Consider the following 17962-nt stretch of genomic DNA (forward strand, 5'->3'; position numbering starts at 1 on the left):
AGCTTTTCATTGCGGAGATTTACAATTTCTTTTTCATTCTTTTCCAGTTCAAGCTGGTGCCTGATCCGAAGGGAAAGGAGGATAGAGCTGGCTTTTGAAGGCAAACGTTATTTCGACCTTATCCGCTGGGAACTGGCAGAAATAAACCTGAATAAAGTAATGCATGGCATGAAGATCACTCCTTCCGGTGGCGGATATACGTATGAAAGGATTAATGCGGTTCCGGATGGAGCGCCACAATGGTCGTTCGATAAAAATAAAAACTACCTGCTGCCAATACCGCTGAATGCGCTGGGACAAAATCCTATGCTGAAGGATCATCAGAACCCGGGGTATTGATCTGATATTCAGATTTACTACCGGGAGAAATACATTGATCAATCTGTTTTTTTAAAACTTCGCCTTGTCTTGCTGTTGTTGCCTCATTTGGCAACAACGGCAACAAGGGAAGCATTTGAGTAGTTGTAGCTTGCATATAAAACAAATTGTTTTACAACCAAAAATTAATGTGGTGAAAAAGATTACAATACTTCTTATCCTGCCATGCTTTTGCTTTTGTATGCTGGCATGCGCTCAAAAAAAAGAAACGGGGAGGCCCGCACACAAACTGGTTTGGAGTGATGAATTTAATTATACGGGCTTGCCCGATAGCACCAAATGGAGCTATGATACTGGTGGCCATGGTTGGGGTAATAATGAAAAGCAATATTACACTCAAAAAAAACCGGAGAATGCTTCAGTAGAAAATGGTGTATTAACTATTACCGCTGTTAAAGAAAATGTTGGTGGTGCAAACTATACATCTGCCAGGCTGCTAAGTAAAAACAAAGGCGACTGGAAATACGGACGGGTTGAGATAAGGGCTAAAATGCCTAAGGGGCGTGGCTTATGGCCAGCCATCTGGATGTTACCTACCGACTGGCAATACGGCGACTGGCCGGTAAGCGGCGAGATAGATATAATGGAACATGTGGGTTATTTACCCGATTCTATTTTTGGTACCGTGCATACGGGAGCCTATAATCATAGCATAGGTACACACAAAGGAGCAAGAACTTTTCGTTCTGATTTATCGGATGCTTTTCATGTCTATATCCTGGATTGGGATGAAAATGGGATTAAAATTTTTATAGATGAGGAGTTGTACTTTACTTACGCAAATGAAAAGAAAACATACCGGGAATGGCCTTTTGATCAGCGTTTTCACTTGTTGATGAACATTGCTGTTGGGGGTGATTGGGGTGGTAAAATGGGAATTGATGATACTGTTTTTCCCCAGGCAATGGAGGTAGATTATGTGAGGGTTTACCAGTAAGCAGCTTAAAGAAGCCTGTTGTTAGGGATTCTTAACTGGTTTGCGATTAGTGGCAAAATCAAGATCGAAAAGGTAAAAAAATACCAGGTCTCTTTTAGCGGATGGTATAAAACTCAAATCGGAAACTTCAAATCCAGGCGATAAACCTTAAATTTACTTCAAATCCGCAAAATATGAGTCATACAATCATAGAAGACCTGTCTGCAGTTGCTTCGCCCGTTTCAGATTTTGCAAAATGGCCGTCTGATCCTTCCGGATGGGAGCAATACAGGCTTACACAGGAACAGGTAGCCTTTTTTAATGAATATGGCTATATCAGCGGTATTAAATTGCTTGAACCCGAACAGGTGGAACAATTGAATAAGGAGTTGGCTGAAATAACAGATCCCGGTCACCCGGGCAACCGGCTTTTTCATGAATTTCATTCCAATGAATCTGCAGATCCCGATACGGTATTGTTTCATGCGCTGGGGCATTGGCGCATAACGCCGGGCTTTCATGATGTGCTCTGGAACCCGGCTTTTGTAATGGCCGCCAGCCAGTTGTTTGGCGGTGCCGCTGTAAGATTCTGGCACGACCAGCTTTTTTGCAAACCCGCTCACCACGGCGGCGTAGTGGCCTGGCATCAGGATTATTCTTACTGGACACGAACCGGTCCTATACAGCACCTTACCTGCTGGACAGCTTTAGATGACGCCACTACTGAAAACGGGTGTTTATATTACATACCGGGCAGCCATAAATGGGGTTTGCTCAAAAAACCTGAACTGGCGGGAGAAATGAACGGGCTGATGCAGTTTTTAACGGAAGCGCAAAAAGCGGAATTTAAACCTGTGCCCGTTGAATTAAAAGCAGGCTATGCCACATTTCATCACCCGCTGATGGTGCACGGATCGCATGAAAACCGCTCTAACCGTTCACGAAGGGCCTTTGTGCTTAATGTATTTAAGGAAGGCACCCTGTCTAACACAGATGAAGAGCTGCTGCAGGGCGTACCTGTTGTGGGCAAAGGCAAAAAAATGGAGGGCCGCTTCTTTCCCCTGCTGTTTGACCCGGCGGATATTGGTTAATTTATTTCGTTTGATCATTACTGTAAGTAAGTATGTTAAAGGAAGCAATAGCGCAACTGGCGAAAGATATGCATCAAACGGTAATCAGTAACCGCAGATATTTGCATGCGCATCCCGAATTGTCATTTCACGAATATCACACCGCGGCTTTTGTAAAAGCACGGCTCAGCGAACTGGGTATACCCTGGAACGCCATGGCCAATACGGGTGTGGTGGCTATTATAAAAGGAGCATTGCCTTCAGACCGGGTGGTTGCCCTGCGGGCAGATATGGATGCCCTGCCTATTACGGAGGCTAATACTGTAGATTACATCTCACAACACAAAGGCGTTATGCACGCCTGCGGACATGACGCGCATACTTCATCCCTTCTCGGCACTGCGGCTATACTCCATGCCCTGAGCGGCAAATTTGGCGGAACGGTAAAGCTCATCTTCCAGCCCGGCGAGGAAAAGCTTCCGGGTGGCGCCAGCCTGATGATCAGGGAAGGGGTACTCGATAATCCTAAACCGCACGCGGTTATCGCGCAGCATGTTATGCCTTCTATTGAATGCGGTAAAATAGGCATACGCAAAGGAAAGCTCATGGCTTCCATGGATGAGCTGATGGTAACGGTAAAGGGTAGGGGAGGGCATGGGGCGCAGCCGCACCAGAATATTGATCCTGTTTTGATTGCTTCGCATATTATTATTGCCCTGCAGCAAATTGTAAGTCGTATAGCCAATCCTAACAATCCAACGGTGCTGTCATTTGGAAAAGTTGTGGCCGATGGCGCTGTTAATATCATTCCCGGTACCGTGCATATGGAAGGTACGTTCCGCACATTAAATGAGCAGTGGCGCAGCGCAGCGCATGTGCAGATGAAAAAAATGGCGGAAGGCATTGCGGAAAGTATGGGCGGGAGTTGTGAATTCATAATTAACCGCGGTTACCCCTTTCTTATTAATGAAGAAAAACTAACGGAAGAGGTAAGGCTGTTTGCCGGCGCCTACCTGGGGGAGGAAAATATTATTGACCTTGATATATGGATGGCTTCGGAAGACTTTGCCTATTACTCCCAGTTAGCGGATAGCTGCTTTTATTTTCTGGGAGTAGGCAATGCGCAAAAGCAAATCCATTCTGCCCTTCACACCCCTACCTTTGATATTGACGAAAACGCGCTGGCATTCAGCACCGGGCTCATGGCTTATATTGCAGTACGGCAATTGGGCTTTGCATAATAAAAGCCATAGTGAATGGGCAGATAAAATATACAAACCTGCGGCACAAACGCCACCCACAGATTCGGTTGAGAAGCAAAATGCACTTGCTAATCCTTGGTCATATCAGGGCTGTTTTCAGAGAAGGCTATAAAATGCGTTACAATTAATTTCAAACAGTTGAAATGGAAGCTCCGGTTATGATCCGGCGGTGGTAATTAATTTGTCCGATATGATAATTTAAGTGGGAAAGGAGATAGATGAGAAAGTAGCTGGTATTTGTTTTTTCATCTAATACCGGCAGTATATAATCTTTTTGTAAATCAATTTTAGAAAGTTGCTCCAGGGTATCTGTTACAACAGAACGGGTAGTATCTATATCTTCTAACAGTTTGCTGCGCGGAATGTTTTTTACCCTGAACTCGGCGTCCCTGTTGCGTACGTAACCGGAATCACCTAATACCGACCCTATGTAATGCTGGAGATTACCGGTGAGATGCAGGCAGAGATTTCCTCCGCTGTTACTGATGCCTTCCTTTATCTGCCATAGCTGTTCGTCTTTCGGATAAAGGCTGATTTCTTCCTTTAGCTTGTCGAGATCTTTCTGAAAAAGCGGGATAAGATGTTTGGTGATCATACTTGATTATGTTGTGAGATACAAACGTTGCTGGTTTAAAAAAATTTTATTTCGGCGTGTTTCGCTATCAAATCCTGTACCATGTCTTTGGGCAAACGGGCTTTAGCTTAAAAAATTATAGTACATTTCATATTGTTCAATCAGCGTCCGGAAACTGCCCTAATATCGTAAGTACAGGATGTTCCCTTTTGCTCAAAAGCCCTTACCTCCATTGATATGGCCGTGCAAATTTGAATTTTCTTTTTTAAAATCCGGTAACAAATTTTAATTAATCTTTTGATAAAGCGCTGCATACCTGTTATTCGTATTTCAGCATACGAGGAAAAAAAAGGTGAAATCCTTGCCTGTTGCAGCATTATGTACTAACTTTGCCGACCCAATTTAAAACCGTTGGGTTTATTTATCATGTCTGAAGAAAATCAAATTATTAACCAGCCTGCCGGCGAAGCAGGCACAAACGCTGATATACAGGAGGTTGCCCATGAGCCTGCAGCGACAACAAATGAACCTGTAAAAGCAGAAACCGTAGCCGAAGAGCCGGTAACTGCGCATGACGATTTTGACTGGAGCATAGACAAACGGAATGTTTCTTCTTATAGTAAAGAAGAAAAAGAAAAGTATGATACCGTTTATGAAGGCACTTTCAAAGCTATTTCGGATAATGAAATGGTGGAAGGCATTGTGGTTGGCGTTACCAAAACCGATGTTGTAATCAATATTGGTTTTAAAAGTGACGGCTTGGTCTCTTTAAATGAATTCCGCGATTTAGCCGGATTAAAAGTGGGCGATGTAGTGGAAGTAATGGTTGTGGAAAAGGAAGACAGGGAAGGACATCTGCACCTTAGCCGTAAGCAGGCACGTATTACACGCGCATGGGAACGTATTGTAGAAATACATAAAACAGGAGAAGTGGTAACCGGCATTGTTACCAGCAAAACCAAAGGTGGCCTGATCGTAGACGTATTTGGCATGGAAACCTTCCTGCCCGGTTCGCAGATAGACGTGAAACCCGTTACGGATTATGATCAGTTTGTGGGTAAAACCATGGAATTTAAAGTGGTTAAGATCAACGAAACCATTAAAAACGCTGTTGTATCTCATAAAGCGCTTATTGAAAGTGATATTGAAGCGCAACGTGCAGAAATTATCAGCAAGCTGGAAAAAGGCCAGGTGCTGGAAGGAACAATTAAAAACATTACAGACTTTGGCGCGTTCCTGGATCTTGGCGGGCTGGATGGATTGTTGTACATCACCGACATCAGTTGGGGACGTATCAGCCATCCCAGCGAAGTGCTGAAAATGGACCAGAAGCTGAATGTGGTTGTGCTTGATTTTGATGACGACAAAAAGCGTATCAGCCTGGGACTGAAACAACTTACGCCGCATCCGTGGGATACACTGCCTGAAGCGGTAGGTGAAGGCAAAGTGGTGAAAGGCAAAGTAGTGAATATTGAAGATTATGGCGCTTTCCTTGAAATATTACCTGGCGTGGAAGGCCTGGTGCATGTAAGTGAAATTACATGGGCTAATACACCTATAAATGCCAAGGAATTCTTTAAGCTGGGCGATGAACATGAAGCTAAAATTGTAACGCTTGATAAAGATTCCAGGAAGATGAGCCTGTCTATTAAGCAGCTTACGCCCGATCCCTGGAATGAAATTGAAAACAAGTACCCGGTTGACAGCCGTCATAAAGGACTGGTAAAGAACATCACACCTTACGGCGTATTTGTTGAGCTGGAACCCGGTATTGGCGGAATGATCCATATCAGCGACCTGAGCTGGCTGAAACGCTTTAACCATCCGGGAGAGTATACTAAAGTAGGGGCGGATATTGATGTAATGATCCTGGGTATTGACAAAGATAACCGTAAGCTTCAGTTAGGACATAAGCAACTGGAAGAAGATCCATGGAATGCGCTGCAGGATACTTTCGCGGTAGGTTCTGTTCACGAAGGTGCTGTAACCCGCAAAGATGAAAAAGGCGCTATCGTTCAATTGCCTTACGGGCTGGAAGGTTTTGCCCCCAACCGTCACCTGTTTAAAGAAGATGGTAAGACGGTTGTTGCCGATGAAACCAGCCAGTTTGTAGTGATTGAATTCGACAGGAACGAGAAACGCATTGTGCTCAGCCACACCCGCATTTGGGAACAGGCAAAAGCCGATGAAAAAGAAGCGGAGAATAAAGAAAAGAAAGTAGAGGCCGCTAAAACTAAGAAAGCCGTAAAAGATATACAGGGTAAAGTTGAAAAAACAACCTTAGGTGATCTTGGCGTACTGGCAGAGCTGAAGAAAAAGATGGAGCAGGGCGGAAGTGAAGCCCCCGGAGAAACACCGGCGGCAGAGTAATTGCCCCGTTAGGAAATAACATAAATCCGTCATGTTAAAAGCATGACGGATTTTTTTATGGGAACACCTGGCATAATGTGCGGTCTGACCCTCCTTTCGCCGGGTACCGGTTACATTATTAAAAAGGGAATTCAAAAAATGTTAGTTTAAATTTTATATAGTTAGGAATCCTAACTATATTTGATCTGGCGATATTGCCATAATTAATATAATATGAAAAAAAATGAACAAACCCATTTTTTATCACGCAGGATGCCCTGTTTGTGTAAGCGCGGAATACGACATTATTAACCTTATCGGCAAAGACAATGTGGAAGTGGTTCATATTGGCGAAGACAGGAGCCGGATTGAGGAAGCTGAAAAAGCAGGTATACAATCCGTTCCCGCTTTGCTAACACCCGGCGGAAATGTGCTCCACATCAACTTTGGGGCTTCTATAGCTGACGTTAAAGGCTAAAATTTTTACCTTGAATGGTTAGGATCTCTTATTATGATCCTGGCCATTCTTGTTTTTTTAATGAAAGTAGCGCCCCGGATATTTAAGAATAAGATATTACATTTATGAAATGGAAAATGGTAACGGATGAAAGAATCAGATTTTGATCTGGAACACCAGAACCAGAGCATGGAAAGCAGGATAGTGGCTTCTCTGGAAAAAATATCACAGGCTTTCCGTGTTTTGCTCTGGCAGGAAAGCAGGGAATTTTCATTAAGCCCGATACAGGTGCAGGTATTGATTTTTTTGCTGCATCACAGCGAAGAAAAAAGAAAAGTAAGCTACCTGGCAGGCGAATTTAACATGACGAAAGCCACTATCAGCGACACGGTAAAAGCGCTTGACCAAAAAGGCCTGATAGCGAAAGCCTATGAACCGGAAGACACCAGGAGCTATATCATTCACTTAACGGAAAGGGGCAGGGAAATAGCCACTGAAACCTCACTTTTCACACGGGAGATCCATGCTCCAATTGATAAATTACACGCTGATGATAAAGAGAACCTGCTGCTGAGCCTGCTCAATATCATCAGGCATTTAAACAAGGCCGGCATTATTACCATTCCGCGCATGTGTATGACCTGCACCTATTATGAGTCGTCCGGCAACGGGCAAAAGCATTTTTGTAAATTACTAAATCAAAATTTGCATGTTACAGACCTCCGGATAGACTGCCCCGAACACGAGCTGAAAGCAGATTGAAACGACATGCTTCATCTGTTCTATAGCAAAGCCCTTTTCGTACTTATTGTGTGTAGGTTCCTTTTCTTCTGCCGTGTTTCTGCTATGCCTATGTTTTTTGAACACATAGGAGCATAGGCACATAGGTACACACAGGTTTGTATCCTATTGTGCTTCTATTGTGTCTATGTGTTTTCTTTGAACAAACAGGCTCCTATTTACAAACATCCCAAATTCACACTAATCATTTTGTCCAGGTATTATTGGAGCTATCAACATCCGGAAAGACATGATCAGGGTCAATAACCACTTTATTTAAAGCTTCATTAGAATTTACTTTAAATGTCCATGCATTGTTATTCTGCCAGATTTCAACGGGGAGTGTTTTCCGGGCTGTTTTGCCGGTAACAGTAGTATATTCTACTATAACAGGCATTGCCATTTGTGCCGCGTTCTCTATGCTTATCAATGCTCCCTGCTTAGGATCGCCATTTATATATTCCACGTTCGTGACGACCTGATCTAATGCATAATTGCTAAGGATCATACCCTTCCAGAACCAGGCTAAATCTTCACCGGCGCTGTTTTCCATACTGCGGAAAAAATCCCAGGGTGTGGGATGCTTATATGCCCAGTCGCTGATATAGTTTTTAAATGCATAGTCAAACCTGTCCTGTCCCAAAATCTGGTTGCGCAATAGCTCCAGCGCGTAACCGGGTTTATAGTAGAGCAGATTACCGATATTTCTTTCTTTCATGGCATCGGGGGTATTGTAAACGGCTTCCGACTGCGGGCCAAACATATAGCCGGTCTGGTGCGGATCTCTTTTTCGCGACTGATATTCGCCGTTATTAAATTCAGACGTAGATATACCATTGATAAAAGTGGTGAAGCCTTCATCCATCCAGCCGTACCTTCTTTCATTACTGCCCACGATCATTGGGAACCAGGTATGGCCGAACTCATGATCAGTTACCCCCCACAACCCGGAGGCGGTGGCTCTTGCCCCGCAAAAAACAATAGCAGGATATTCCATGCCGCCTACATTGCTGGCCACATTTACCGCTGAATAATAAGGGTAAGGGAACCAGCGCCTGGAATAGTTTTCTACAGCGGCTTTGGTATATTCTGTAGATCTGCCCCAGGCATTCTTTCCGTCTGATTCGGCAGGATATACCGACATGGCCAATCCTTTTTTACCGCCGGGAAGATTCATTTTTGCCCCGTCCCATATAAATGACCGGGAGGCAGCCCATGCAAAATCACGTGCATTGCTGATCTTAAAATTCCAGGTAAGCATTGCTTTTTGCGGTTGTGCTTTGGGGTTAGTAACGTCATCTTTTCCGCGAATGATCACCGTTTTGTCGCTTTCCTTTGCACGGTTATAGCGTTCTAATTGTTGTGCTGTCAGCACTTCTTTAGGGTTCTGTAATTCACCCGAGCCTGCTACGATCATGCCGGAAGGAGCAGTGATGTTTACATCAAAATCGCCATATTCCAGGTAAAATTCACCTGCGCCAAGATAAGGATCGGTGTTCCATCCTCTTATATCGTCGAATACGCACATGCGGGGGTACCATTGGGCTACAGAAAAAATAGCCCCGTTGCGTGTGGGTAAAATACCGGTTCTGTCTGCACCATATTGCGGTATGGTATACGTGTAGGTCATTTTCAGCTTCAGCTCGCCGCCCTTTGCAGCAACAGGTTTGTTTAACCGTACCTGCATACGCGTATCCGTTATCATATAGTTTGCGTTGGTTTCTGTTTGTCCGTTAACAAGTGTAACAGATTGAAACCTGAAACCGCCTTTAAAGTCACTGTTCGCGTCTCCATAACGGCTATGCCCGGTTGCCGGCATTTTCGCATGTCCTCTGGAACTGTCGTTAAACAAATTCTGATCTAGCTGCAGCCATATATAGGAAAGCTGTTGCGGACTGTTATTTTCATAGTCGAGTATAACCGTGGCCGTTACTTCATTTTTACTGTCGTTTAACTGGGCGTTAATCTGGTAGTTGGGCCTGTTTTGCCAGTAGGCGGGACCCGGCGCCCCGTTTGCCGCACGGTATTCGTTACCGTTATAGGTATAAAAGAGCGGCGAAAAAAGGCTATGATAGTCAAAGCCAGGGCCTGTGCCGGGCGCTACCTGGGCAATTAGCCCTGTAAATGCTAACATTACGGTTACTGTCAATATAGTTTTCTTCATTATCAACTTTTTGTTTTGCTTGATTTAACAATAGTATATGGTATATTATTGTAACGACGCCAGCAGGGACCTCCCCTCTGCTTTCAGCGATTCGTCATCGCCGGTGCGGGGTGGCATCTTTACCATTTTATTGAGCACTTCTATGGCCTTACCGGTGCTGCGATTTTGTACATAGGTATTCGCCAGGTCTAAGTAATTAACCAGCATCCACGGATTGGCAGTACGGGCTTTTTCAAAATCCAGGATGGCGGTTTCAAGAGAAGCCTTAGGCATTCCTCCAAATAATACTTTAACGGCGGCTTTTTCTCCTGCATTTAAATTATAAATTTCGGTATTCCATTTACCGGAAATATATAACGCACCGGCATGTGCGGGATTGAAGAGGAGGGCAGAATCAGCGTAATACTTCATATCTCTTAGGTTTGCTGCTCTCTCTTTGCCTTTTGTTACCGTAGCGAGCTTCATAGTGGTGTAGGCCATCACATAATAGGCATCTGCGTAATTTTGTTTTTGTTTCAACGCTGTTTCGGCGTAAGCCTTTGCGGTAGTAAACCAGGTGGTTTTCTGGCCATTATCTTTAAGCCTGCTGCCAAGTCTTCCTGTTAGCTCTGCCGCTTTACATAAGGCGGTAATATTACCGGGCTGTATCTTCAATACCGATTGATAAGTATCTAATGCTTCCGTTTCTTTTAAATTCTTTTCCAGCTTTGCGGCCTCCTCTATAAGCGGCCCCATATCCTGCGTATATACAATACAGGCAAACAGCAATGCCATTACAGATAAAACGCCGTATTTCATAAACAAACTTCTTTTTGGATGATGTGCATAGATATTATATTAGTTGAAATACTGTTTGTGATAGGTAACGCTGGTTTCACCCTGAAAATTAAGGATGGGCGGGTTAATTTTGCTTACAGAAACGTTAATTTCACATACTACAGGGAATTGCTTTTTAACCTGGTGCGCAATATCCATTGCAATGGTTTCCAGCAGCGGCTCGGGAATATTCATCCTCTCTTTTACCAATTGGTATAATACGGCATAATTGATGGTATCCTGCAGCTTAATGATCATATCCACCGGCTCAGTAAAATATACGTCTAAATTTACTTCGAAATCGTTTCCGGTAGCCTTTTCTTCTTTATACAAGCCGTGAAAAGCATGAAATTTCAGGTGATGGAGGGAAATCTTTAGCATAGAGGTATGAGGTGTAAGGTGTAAGGTGTAAGGTGTGGGGTGTAAGGTGTGGGGTGGTACAGTTAAAATTGTTAATGATGGGCATGGTACGTCTTCTTTATTCACCATCACTTTTCACCATTCACTTATTCACCATTCTCAGTGCAATCCTTTTTCGCCCAGCCATCGTTCTGCATCTAATGCAGCCATACAACCGGTGCCTGCGGCTGTTACGGCCTGCCGGTATACTTTATCCTGCACGTCTCCGGCGGCAAACACGCCCGCTACATTGGTTTTGGTGGTACCCGGTATGGTTTTCAGGTAACCTGCTTCATCCATTTCGAGCCATCCCTTAAATATAGCGGAATTGGGTTCATGTCCTATGGCCACAAAAAATCCGCTAACGGGGATAGTCTGTGTTTCTCCGGTTTTTGTATTCCTGATACGCACGGCTTCTGTTTTGTGCTCTCCCACTATTTCCTCCGTTTCGGTATTCCAGTATATTTTAATGTTAGGTGTTTTAAAAACCCTTTCCTGCATTACTTTTGAGGCACGCATCTCATTACGCCGAACAAACATATGTACAGCCGAGCATAGCTTGGAAAGGTACAGGGCTTCTTCAGCTGCGGTATCGCCGGCGCCTACTATCGCCACTTCTTTCCCGCGGAAGAAAAACCCGTCACATACTGCACAGGCGCTTACACCAAAGCCATTCAGGCGTTCTTCACTTTTTAACCCCAGCCATTTGGCGGAGGCCCCCGTAGCGATGATCACTGCATCGGCTTCTATTAATTTTTCATCATCTATCCATACTTTATGCGGATGTGCTGAAAAATCAACTTTAGTTGCCAGTCCAAAACGAATATCCGCGCCCATGCGTGTGGCCTGTTTCTCAAAATCAACCATCATTTCAGGTCCCTGCACACCATCGGCATAGCCGGGGTAGTTTTCTACTTCAGTGGTAATGGTAAGCTGTCCGCCAGGCTGAATGCCCTGGTAAAGAACGGGTTTCAGATTAGCGCGCGCCGCGTAAATAGCTGCTGTATATCCGGCCGGGCCTGAACCTATAATTAAACAATGTACTTTTTCCGTTGCTGTATTCTCCATAATGCTTCCTTTTAACCATTTTGCTATGTGTTATAAACCACATGTCTTTTATTAGCAATAAATCCTGCAAAATTAACTGTATTTATCCAATTGATGGCAGCGCTTGTAATAAGCATTGAATATCATGTGAATAACCAGCGTATTGCTCCGGTAATGTTATTGTTATGATGAGGCTTAATAAAAAAAGTCCCGGCATCTGAATTTTCAGATGCCGGGAATATTTTCTCGCTTATTCTTATAATCTGTAATCAATCTTTATCCTAAGTATGCTTTCAGCGAGCTGCTGTAGCGCGCTTTTTGCAGGCGTTTGATCGCTCTTTCTTTGATCTGGCGGATGCGTTCCTTGGTGAGGTCGTATTTTTGACCTATCTGCTCAATGGTTACGCCATTTTCGCCATCCAGGCCAAAATAGGCATTTACAATTTCAGCTTCGCGTGGACTCAATGACTTCAGCACCCTGCGAATTTCATTGCGCAAAGAGTCTTTCATTACATCATCATCTGTTTCTGAGCCACCTTCCAGCAAATCGCCCATGGCTACATCTTCCGCCTCATGCACAGGTGCATCCAAAGAGGTATGGCGGGTGTTGCTTTGGAAAATATTGTTGATCTCTGTTTCGCTCATTTCCAGCAGCTCGGCCAGTTCTTCAGTGCTTGGTTCACGTTCGTGCTCCTGCTCAAATGCCATATAGGCCTTATTGGCCTTATTGTAGGTGCCAATTTTATTTTGAGGTAAACGTACCAAACGACCCTGCTCTGCCAATGCCTGTAAAATAGACTGCCGGATCCACCATACAGCGTAAGAAATAAATTTAAAGCCCTTGGTTTCATCAAACCGTTGTGCGGCTTTAATTAAGCCCAGGTTTCCTTCATTGATCAGATCACTCAGCGATAATCCCTGGTGCTGGTATTGTTTTGCAACGGAAACAACAAACCTGAGGTTAGCCTGCACTAATTTATCCAAAGCTCTCTGATCACCCATTTTAATACGCTGGGCCAGCACGGTTTCTTCCTCCGGTGTGATCATAGAAATTTTAGATATTTCCTGCAGATACTTTTCCACCGCCTGTGAATCGCGGTTGGTGATTTGTGTTGCAATTTTTAGTTGTCTCATATCCTTTTAATTAATATATAATTATTTTTACAAGTATTTTACGTATTGAAAACGAAATAGCTAAATTGCCAGTGCGTCTGGATAGAGACAGGTTTGCGGGCTAAAGAGTTGCAATATGGGTGCAAACGATATGTTATTTATTCCCGAGACTGTGCCTGAGACGATTGGTAAAGGTAATACGCAAAATTTTCATCTCATAATGATTTATACGAAAAGAACATAAAAAAAGCAAAATAAAATGTATAATTAACATTTTTGTTGAATGCAAACGATTGTGTAGCTGCCCGCATCCTGTAGCATCTTGGTTGGCTTATCGGGGCAGAGCCGGTATTTAACTTTTCTTTAGCAATACAGTTGAGGGGGCTTTCTTCTTACTATGCAATCATTATTTGCTATTGGGGTTTATACGCCACAAAAGCTAACAGTCATTGTATATTCGTGATATGATTATAGATTTTCGTTCAGATACGGTTACCCGGCCAACGCCGGGTATGCTGGAAGCCATGATAAAGGCAGATGTTGGAGACGATGTTTTTGGAGAAGATGAAGCGGTGAACGCGCTGGAGGCTTTTGCAGCGGGTATGTTTGGCATGGAAGCCGGTATTTTTTGTGCCAGCGGTACCATGACCAACCAAATTGCGATAAAATGTCATACACAACCGGCTGATGAAGTGATTTGTGAAAGCCAGTCGCATATCTACCAGTATGAAGGCGGCGGTATAGCTTTTAATTCGGGATGCCAGGTAAAGCTGGTTGATGGCAACCGGGGACGGATAACTGCAGATGAGATCAGCGCTGTTGTCAACCCCCAGGATATACACAAGGCGCCCAGCAGGCTGATAAGCCTTGAAAACACCTCTAACCGGGGCGGGGGAAGCTGTTATGACATAAGGGAGATAGAAAAGATCAGGGAATTATGCAACCGCGAAAAACTGCAATTGCATTTAGATGGCGCCAGGTTGTTTAATGCATTAATTGCCCGCAATGAAACGCCGGAGGCATACGGGAGGTTATTTGACAGTATTTCCATTTGCCTGAGCAAAGGTTTGGGCGCACCGGTGGGCAGTGTTTTGCTGGGTAAAAAGGAATTTATATATAAAGCACGGCGTATAAGAAAGATCTTAGGCGGGGGTATGCGCCAGGCGGGGTATCTCGCTGCCGGTGGCCTGTATGCATTGCAGCATCATGTGAGCAGGCTGAGCGAAGACCATGCGCATGCGCGGCAAATAGCAAAAACGTTGCAGGAAAGGGATTTTGTAAAAAGCATTATGCCTGTGGAAACCAATATCATCATTTTTGAAGTAAACCCTCCCTATACCGCCCTGCAGCTTACCCAAAAATTAAAAGAGCGCAATATGCTGGTATACGCTATTTCGCCTACGCGTATACGTATGGTGCTGCATCTGGATGTTACGCCGGCTATGGTAAACACCGCCTGTGCTGTTGTGGCGGGGGTGGAGGTATAAGGTATAAGGTGTAAGGTGTAGGGTATAAGGTGTAGGGTGTAAGGCTTTGGTGTCTAAAATAATTAAAGTGAGTTTTGGGTATCCCGTCCTGGTTTCGTGTTTTTACGAGCCAGTAAATGCGACATGGCAAAAACTATTGAATGGATATTGAATGAGGCAGGGTTTATTATTCACTACCTCACGTTATTGCACTATTGGGTGTAGCCAAACCATTAGTCATTCAGGCGGTTTTCAATATCCATCCTTTGATGTAAAATTCTGATGATTTCGATCTCGTTTTGTTTTTCTATAAGGCGATAGAAAATTAAGTGAGATTTTACTTTAGAACAAATCCTGATTTTTCACCTTTTTTAAGTTCTTTGATGAGTTCACTTTTTTGCCTTTCTTCCTGCTCAAAAAGCCGTAAAGCGGCTCTTATCACTTCACTGGCGGAAGAGAAGCGTCCGCTTTGAATTTGGTGTTGGATGAAATTGTCAAAATATGCTCCCAGAAGTATAGATGTATTTTTAGCCATCGCCCTTACAATTTCCTTCAAAAATACCAATTCCTGGTATAATTTCAAAAAAGGTTGATGGATGCTGTGCAATAGTGGGTGTCAAAAAGGAGATAGTCCGCCATGGTTTCGTGTCTTTACGAGCCAGTAAATGCAAAGCCGCAAAATACTATGAAGCACTGCCCTGGTATCGTGTCTTCACGAACCAGTAAAATGGATATGGAGCGCTTTTATTGATCACTATCTTTTACTTCAAAACTAAAGGAACCGCTGCCTGTTTTACCATCGGCACTCATCCCTTCTATAATGCCTATGTATTTTCCTTTTATATCCCCGGTAAAGAACGTTACTGCCGCACCTCCGTCTTTACCTGTTATTACATCGGGCGACCAGTATAAAAGGTTCCTGAAATCGGGCAAACGGCTGGCCACCTGCTCTTTCGTTTCATATAGCGGTGAATAAAAAGTTCGCTGCCATTGCATGCCTTCGTAATCAAGGATCACGGCGCGGTCGTCCATTTCAAATGCTTCTAAGTTTCCCTTGTAGGTAGTAAAATTAAGTATGCCGTCTACCACCAGCGGGCCATAATAATATCTTCTTTTTACCAGTTCAAGCTTTCTTATTTTCAGCGGATCATAACCCATGATACGATCTATATCTTCCACGGGCACACCATCTAACAAAACAAGAGGATTTTCCCTAAACAGGCGGTTATTCGTCATGTCAAATACATTTAAGTGAAATTTTCCCCTGGCCCTGCCTACCAGCACACCCAATACATATTCCCGTAATACTTCTTCCATCGTAGTAAAACGGGTATAATCGTCAAGGAGGTATTTTTCATCCGGCTTACCATAAAATGCTGTGCTGTCAGTTTGGGGAAGGCGGTAGGTTTTTAGCTGATCTGCCAAAAAATTTCGTTGTACCTGTGCGTTGATGCTGTTTTGCTCAATCGCGTTTTTGAGGTGGTCTGAAAGTTGCAGGCCGGGTAATGGCTTTGCCGGGAAGGGATCCTGGAACGGGGTATTGATCTCAATGTTATAACCGCTTATATCAAACCCTTCCGGCTGAAGAATGATTTCACCGGGGCCATATACTTCGCGGGTATAAAAAAGGATATTCCCTTGAGCATCCGATTTGGAGGCATAGTATTGCGTGTGATCGCCGGGTACGGACAGGTATACAACTACCGAGGGCAAAGGTTTTCGGGTAGCCGAATCCGTTATTTTACCGGTAATGATATGCCCGGTATATTCGGGAAGAAAGGTATGGGAAGGCAACCGGTTTTGTTGTATGTGGCCCCATTCAAATTTTCGCCATCCGTGGGTAAGCATCAGGTTGTCCATAGCCTCTGCCGTGCCGTTGGCGCCACTAAAATACCAGGCAGGCGATTCAACCGTTCCTTTCAGATCGGCGCTTAGCCACAGGTAGCTGAAAATATCAGCCTGTTCGGGTGTTTGAAGTGAGTCGAGCCTGTAAACGGCAAGCGACATGTTTGCTGCAACAGACCGGTTATCCGTATCCGTACTGTTCACGCTAACCGTTACCTTTTTTCTCATTTCATAAGCAGGTGCGTTTGCTTTTGCGTTAACCGACAAATGTGCTGAGGGCATTTTGAAATATAGCCTTTCGCATACCGGCTGCCCGGCACTGTTAAACACCGTGAAATGTGTAATACCATCTCCCAATATCTTTTCAGCAATGGCGAAAACCACGCTGTCATTTTGTATCGTTTTGGTTTGTGCGGTTTTTACCGAACCCCTGGTGTGGACAAAAAGCTGTACTGCAGGCGCAGCATTTCCTTTCATGCGTGAATAAACAGTTATTGTGATCTGCCCGTTTGTTTTATGGAGCTTCATCGTGTAGCCTTCTTCCAGTACAGCCGGCATGCTCTTTACTATTGTGCTGCCTGTGGGGAGAGTAATGCAGGCTTTGTAAATACCTGTGCCGCGGGGCGTAAAATTAAAATATCCAATACCGAATTGCGAAGGGCTGAACAGGGCGACCGTATCATGGGTTTCATTTACTACAACGCCTGTAAATGCGGGTATGCCTTTGCCGTTTTTATCCGTCATGCGGAAAGCTATTTTGCTTTCCGTGTTTTTTACGAGGTTTCCACCTTCCGGGAAAAATTGTATATCATATTGAGTGGTAGTATCGGTATTCGTTAGCCCGGCGGTTGACTGTGCATTTACCACAGTAAAAGCCTTCTCAAAATAGAACGCGGCGCCGGCGTTTTTCATCCAGTTGGTGTAGCTTCTTATTTTATAATTACCCGATGGCATGTTTACCGGCAGGTACAGTGAACCGTTACCATTCCCGTTATTGATTTCAATTTTAGTTTGAAGAAAGATCCTATTGTGGCTGTCAATAACATCTGCATACGCTACCCTGCTTATGCCGGAAGGGTAATTAACCATTCCATCCGTTACATAGGCTTTAAACCAGAGGATCTCGCCGGCGGTATAAAAATTCCTGTCGGTATGTAAATATACCTTCTCGGAAAAGGCGTTTTGCGTATATCGGCCGAATTGCTGCTGCAGGCTGTCATTTACAGCATTTTGCCCATGCGTTTGCAGCAGGATGAAAAGGAAAAAAAAGGTAAGCTTATATTTGTTCATGTTGGCTGGTATCCTGTTTACCGTTTCCCGGTTATG

The 17962-nt window shown here is 44.1% G+C and carries 17 protein-coding genes; 8 read left to right on the top strand and 9 right to left on the bottom strand.

Translation table 11 applies throughout. The features are described 5' to 3' along the window. Window positions 1–9 precede the first annotated feature (9 nt). From PLE34_RS10295 to PLE34_RS10310, 4 genes are all read left to right on the top strand, one after another. Window positions 10–339 (top strand): RagB/SusD family nutrient uptake outer membrane protein, encoded by a 330-nt coding sequence (locus tag PLE34_RS10295; RefSeq protein ID WP_324556533.1) that lies wholly within the window; start codon window positions 10–12, stop codon window positions 337–339. 172 nt (window positions 340–511) lie between these two features. Then, on the top strand, window positions 512–1315 hold the full coding sequence (locus PLE34_RS10300; RefSeq protein WP_324556535.1) for a glycoside hydrolase family 16 protein: 804 nt from the start codon (window positions 512–514) through the stop codon (window positions 1313–1315). 173 nt (window positions 1316–1488) lie between these two features. Continuing rightward, window positions 1489–2385 carry a phytanoyl-CoA dioxygenase family protein gene (locus tag PLE34_RS10305; RefSeq protein WP_324556537.1) on the top strand — a complete coding sequence of 299 codons (897 nt, stop codon included), beginning with the start codon at window positions 1489–1491 and terminating at the stop codon, window positions 2383–2385. Window positions 2386–2417: 32 nt separating this feature from the next. Further along, window positions 2418–3605 (top strand): M20 metallopeptidase family protein, encoded by a 1188-nt coding sequence (locus PLE34_RS10310; protein WP_324556540.1) that lies wholly within the window; start codon window positions 2418–2420, stop codon window positions 3603–3605. A 151-nt stretch (window positions 3606–3756) separates the two neighbouring features. On the opposite strand, the gene PLE34_RS10315 is transcribed toward PLE34_RS10310, so the two are convergent. Then, window positions 3757–4221 carry a DUF1572 family protein gene (locus PLE34_RS10315; RefSeq protein ID WP_324556543.1) on the bottom strand — a complete coding sequence of 155 codons (465 nt, stop codon included), beginning with the start codon at window positions 4219–4221 and terminating at the stop codon, window positions 3757–3759. Between the two features lie 405 nt (window positions 4222–4626). Here PLE34_RS10315 and rpsA point away from each other — a divergent pair, with 405 nt between their 5' ends. The 3 genes from rpsA (at window position 4627) to PLE34_RS10330 (ending at window position 7768) form a co-directional block, all read left to right on the top strand. Continuing rightward, window positions 4627–6570: a 30S ribosomal protein S1 gene (gene rpsA / locus PLE34_RS10320; protein WP_324556544.1), complete on the top strand. Its 1944-nt coding sequence runs from the start codon at window positions 4627–4629 to the stop codon at window positions 6568–6570. Between the two features lie 223 nt (window positions 6571–6793). Continuing rightward, a complete protein-coding gene (locus tag PLE34_RS10325) occupies window positions 6794–7027 on the top strand; it encodes a thioredoxin family protein (protein WP_324556546.1) in 234 nt (77 codons plus the stop codon). A 126-nt stretch (window positions 7028–7153) separates the two neighbouring features. Continuing rightward, the gene (locus PLE34_RS10330) at window positions 7154–7768 is read left to right on the top strand and encodes a MarR family winged helix-turn-helix transcriptional regulator (protein WP_324556548.1); all 615 of its coding nucleotides are present in this window, start codon (window positions 7154–7156) and stop codon (window positions 7766–7768) included. A 223-nt stretch (window positions 7769–7991) separates the two neighbouring features. Here the strand turns inward: PLE34_RS10330 and PLE34_RS10335 are convergent, their stop codons facing one another. The 5 genes from PLE34_RS10335 to PLE34_RS10355 form a co-directional block, all read right to left on the bottom strand. Next, window positions 7992–9950: a M1 family metallopeptidase gene (locus PLE34_RS10335; protein WP_324556549.1), complete on the bottom strand. Its 1959-nt coding sequence runs from the start codon at window positions 9948–9950 to the stop codon at window positions 7992–7994. A gap of 45 nt (window positions 9951–9995) precedes the next feature. Next, complete coding sequence (locus tag PLE34_RS10340; protein ID WP_324556550.1) at window positions 9996–10748, bottom strand: hypothetical protein; 753 nt, start codon at window positions 10746–10748, stop codon at window positions 9996–9998. Window positions 10749–10787: 39 nt separating this feature from the next. Further along, a complete protein-coding gene (gene folB / locus PLE34_RS10345; protein WP_324556551.1) occupies window positions 10788–11147 on the bottom strand; it encodes a dihydroneopterin aldolase in 360 nt (119 codons plus the stop codon). A 138-nt stretch (window positions 11148–11285) separates the two neighbouring features. Continuing rightward, on the bottom strand, window positions 11286–12233 hold the full coding sequence (gene trxB / locus PLE34_RS10350) for a thioredoxin-disulfide reductase (protein ID WP_324556552.1): 948 nt from the start codon (window positions 12231–12233) through the stop codon (window positions 11286–11288). A gap of 255 nt (window positions 12234–12488) precedes the next feature. Continuing rightward, window positions 12489–13346 (bottom strand): sigma-70 family RNA polymerase sigma factor, encoded by an 858-nt coding sequence (locus PLE34_RS10355; RefSeq protein ID WP_152266679.1) that lies wholly within the window; start codon window positions 13344–13346, stop codon window positions 12489–12491. Window positions 13347–13789: 443 nt separating this feature from the next. On the opposite strand from PLE34_RS10355, the gene PLE34_RS10360 reads away from it, so the two are divergent. After that, entirely contained in the window at window positions 13790–14812 is a 1023-nt protein-coding gene (locus PLE34_RS10360) for a threonine aldolase family protein (protein WP_324556553.1), read from the top strand. A 212-nt stretch (window positions 14813–15024) separates the two neighbouring features. Here PLE34_RS10360 and PLE34_RS10365 read toward each other — a convergent pair whose 3' ends face one another. The 3 genes from PLE34_RS10365 to PLE34_RS10375 all read right to left on the bottom strand — a co-directional run bounded on the left by PLE34_RS10365 (window position 15025) and on the right by PLE34_RS10375 (window position 17926). Continuing rightward, complete coding sequence (locus PLE34_RS10365; RefSeq protein ID WP_324556630.1) at window positions 15025–15150, bottom strand: type II toxin-antitoxin system RelE/ParE family toxin; 126 nt, start codon at window positions 15148–15150, stop codon at window positions 15025–15027. Continuing rightward, window positions 15129–15326 carry a type II toxin-antitoxin system ParD family antitoxin gene (locus tag PLE34_RS10370; protein WP_324556554.1) on the bottom strand — a complete coding sequence of 66 codons (198 nt, stop codon included), beginning with the start codon at window positions 15324–15326 and terminating at the stop codon, window positions 15129–15131. The genes PLE34_RS10365 and PLE34_RS10370 overlap by 22 nt, the downstream gene beginning before the upstream one ends. Window positions 15327–15535: 209 nt before the next feature. Continuing rightward, the gene (locus tag PLE34_RS10375) at window positions 15536–17926 is read right to left on the bottom strand and encodes a hypothetical protein (RefSeq protein ID WP_324556555.1); all 2391 of its coding nucleotides are present in this window, start codon (window positions 17924–17926) and stop codon (window positions 15536–15538) included. Window positions 17927–17962 lie beyond the last annotated feature (36 nt).

The organism is Agriterribacter sp. (assembly GCF_035445465.1).
In the GTDB taxonomy this organism is placed as follows: Bacteria; Bacteroidota; Bacteroidia; order Chitinophagales; family Chitinophagaceae; genus Agriterribacter.

Coding starts and splice junctions, on each gene's coding strand:
- PLE34_RS10335 (WP_324556549.1), bottom strand. CDS start 9,950: ATGAAGAAAACTATATTGACAGTAACCGTAATGTTAGCATTTACAGGG.
- PLE34_RS10325 (WP_324556546.1), top strand. CDS start 6,794: ATGAACAAACCCATTTTTTATCACGCAGGATGCCCTGTTTGTGTAAGC.
- PLE34_RS10370 (WP_324556554.1), bottom strand. CDS start 15,326: ATGGCTAAAAATACATCTATACTTCTGGGAGCATATTTTGACAATTTC.
- PLE34_RS10330 (WP_324556548.1), top strand. CDS start 7,154: ATGAAAGAATCAGATTTTGATCTGGAACACCAGAACCAGAGCATGGAA.
- folB (WP_324556551.1), bottom strand. CDS start 11,147: ATGCTAAAGATTTCCCTCCATCACCTGAAATTTCATGCTTTTCACGGC.
- PLE34_RS10375 (WP_324556555.1), bottom strand. CDS start 17,926: ATGAACAAATATAAGCTTACCTTTTTTTTCCTTTTCATCCTGCTGCAA.
- trxB (WP_324556552.1), bottom strand. CDS start 12,233: ATGGAGAATACAGCAACGGAAAAAGTACATTGTTTAATTATAGGTTCA.
- PLE34_RS10355 (WP_152266679.1), bottom strand. CDS start 13,346: ATGAGACAACTAAAAATTGCAACACAAATCACCAACCGCGATTCACAG.
- rpsA (WP_324556544.1), top strand. CDS start 4,627: ATGTCTGAAGAAAATCAAATTATTAACCAGCCTGCCGGCGAAGCAGGC.
- PLE34_RS10310 (WP_324556540.1), top strand. CDS start 2,418: ATGTTAAAGGAAGCAATAGCGCAACTGGCGAAAGATATGCATCAAACG.
- PLE34_RS10315 (WP_324556543.1), bottom strand. CDS start 4,221: ATGATCACCAAACATCTTATCCCGCTTTTTCAGAAAGATCTCGACAAG.
- PLE34_RS10305 (WP_324556537.1), top strand. CDS start 1,489: ATGAGTCATACAATCATAGAAGACCTGTCTGCAGTTGCTTCGCCCGTT.
- PLE34_RS10360 (WP_324556553.1), top strand. CDS start 13,790: ATGATTATAGATTTTCGTTCAGATACGGTTACCCGGCCAACGCCGGGT.
- PLE34_RS10340 (WP_324556550.1), bottom strand. CDS start 10,748: ATGAAATACGGCGTTTTATCTGTAATGGCATTGCTGTTTGCCTGTATT.